Consider the following 212-nt stretch of genomic DNA (forward strand, 5'->3'; position numbering starts at 1 on the left):
CTAATACTAAGTTATGTTTTAGATCATCCTCGTTCAATCGTTTTAGGCATTGCAACACTTTAACCACTTCATCACGCATTGAGTCGTCATTGATAACGGCAGGCGGTTCCATGGCGACCTTCGCAATCACTTGTAATAAATGATTTTGTATCATATCTCGCATCGCGCCGGCGTTATCATAATAACCACCACGATAACCGATGCCTAAGTCT

General features: G+C 42.0%; 1 pseudogene. It reads right to left on the reverse strand.

The window, feature by feature from the left end:
- Positions 1-212, reverse strand: a pseudogene (locus tag V6255_RS18870) (glucose-6-phosphate dehydrogenase); the annotation flags it as partial.

It is taken from the genome of Psychromonas arctica (assembly GCF_038155225.1).
In the GTDB taxonomy this organism is placed as follows: domain Bacteria; phylum Pseudomonadota; class Gammaproteobacteria; order Enterobacterales; family Psychromonadaceae; genus Psychromonas; species Psychromonas arctica_B.